General features: G+C 65.6%; 1 protein-coding gene and 1 pseudogene. Both read right to left on the bottom strand.

What is annotated here, in order from left to right; translation table 11 throughout:
- On the bottom strand, positions 1–1014 hold a 1014-nt coding region (locus tag K3F48_RS23635), incomplete at its 3' end, for a DUF935 family protein (protein WP_222577886.1).
- A pseudogene (locus K3F48_RS23630) lies at positions 1014–1784 on the bottom strand (hypothetical protein); the annotation flags it as partial. The pseudogene K3F48_RS23630 and the gene K3F48_RS23635, both read right to left, overlap by 1 nt.

Genomic DNA, 1784 nt, shown 5'->3' with positions numbered 1-1784 from the left:
GACGGTCATCGTCTGCCCGAGAATGGCCTTGGAGAACTGCTCGTCGATGAACCGCGACAGCCCCTCGAAGGGCGTCGTGCCGCTGCTGCCGCCCTTGGCCTCCAGGAACTCGATCAGCATCGATTCCGGAATGATCGCCGCCGCATCGGAGGCGATGCTCATCACCGCCTGCAGCAGCTTGCGGCGTTCCTCGCCGGTCGCGCTCGGATGATATTTGCCGACGCGGATCGGCATGCCGTAGATGTCGAGGAAGCTGGCCCAATCCTTCAGCGAGAAGTTCTTGAACAAAAAGCCCCACGCCGCAAAGCGCGCAAAGCCGCCGCGGATCGGAATGCCGGATTTCTGCTTGGGCTTGTGAACCACGAATTTGAACGGCGGCAGCTCCCGCCCGTCGATCGTGCCCAGCTCATGCAGCCTCACTTCGCTGCGCGAGATGTGGTCGAAGGTGAAATATTTCGGATCGCGCCAGAGATATTCGTAGGGCCGCCACAGGCCCTCGCGCTCATACCAGAGGATTTCGACGACGCTGTATCCCTTACCCAGGCCGTCGAGCAGATCCTCGAACACATCCGGCAGCGACGAATCGTCGATCAGCTCCTCCACCGCATCGACGATCCGTCGCTCCGTCTTCGCCGCCGATTCCTCGTCGATCGCCAGCTCGATCTGGGCGAGCGTGCGTCGTCTGGTGCCGAGGACACAGAAGTAATGGAGATCCCGCTCCTCCATCTCCTCGGCCAGCTCGAGATAGGGGCGATGATCGCCGCGCACGGCGCCGCGCAGCAGCGTCGCGAGCCGCTCCGGCGTGAGGCCGGAGGCGACGGATTGGTCCCACAGCGTGCGCACGCCGACGAGCTCGGGGCGCGCCTCCTCCTCGGACAGCTTGCGGCGCTCGCTGGGCGAGAGCGATTTGCGGATCGGCTGGCCATCGGGCCCGAGCAGGCGCGCCGGCCCGTGCATGCCGATGCGATCCTGCTCGGCCTCCAGCGCCTGGCGCAGCGCGAAATCATCGACCATCAATAGAGCCCTTCATGCGGGAGCTGCATGTCCTCGGCTTCGGCCCGATCCTCGCCGCGCATCGACTCGCGCAGCGTGCTGGCGCTCTCGTAGTCGTAGAGCGCGACGAGCGCGCGCGTCGCCGCATAGGCGAGCATCAAGGCGACGGCCGCGTCGCCGTGGCGGTTCTTGTCCTCGCCGGATTTCAGCGGCGGCACGAAGGGCACGCCGCCCTTCGTCTTGATGAGCCGCAGATCGGAGTGGATTTCCGAATCCGCCGGGATCTCGATCGCATCGTCTTCAAAAGCGGTTTTAAGGGGCTGCGAATTGTCGCGATACCAGGGCACGTTGAGCGACACCGCCTCGGTGCGCTCCAGCCCATATTGCTGGACCGCATATTCGGCGATCGACATGCCGAGGCCCGTGGCGTCGTGCTTGCTGGCGGAGAAGCGCGGCAGGCGGTCGCAGATGTAGCGTAGCATCTGCTTTTGCTGATCGAAGGGGATGCGCCGCATCTCGACGACGAAGGGCGTGACGCGGCGCGTGGTGCGCGAGATCACCAGCGGCCAGAGGACGGAAAGGTCCTTGATGCGCCCATAGTCGCCGCCGATGAAATGGCCGAGCTGGGAATCGAGCGTGCGCAGGATCGGCAGCAGCTCGCGCTCGCACCATTCGGCGATGTCGGCCTCGCGCAGATGCGCCGGCCAATAGCAAAAGCTCTCCGGCCGCTCCAGCCGCAGCACGGGAATGCCGGCCCGCGCGCGCGCCTCGATCAGCGGCGCCGGCAGCCA

This window comes from Methylosinus sp. Sm6, assembly GCF_019802345.1.
Lineage (GTDB): Bacteria > Pseudomonadota > Alphaproteobacteria > Rhizobiales > Beijerinckiaceae > Methylosinus.
Note: the sequence above shows the minus strand (reverse complement) of the source record. Positions and strands in the feature narration are given on the sequence as shown.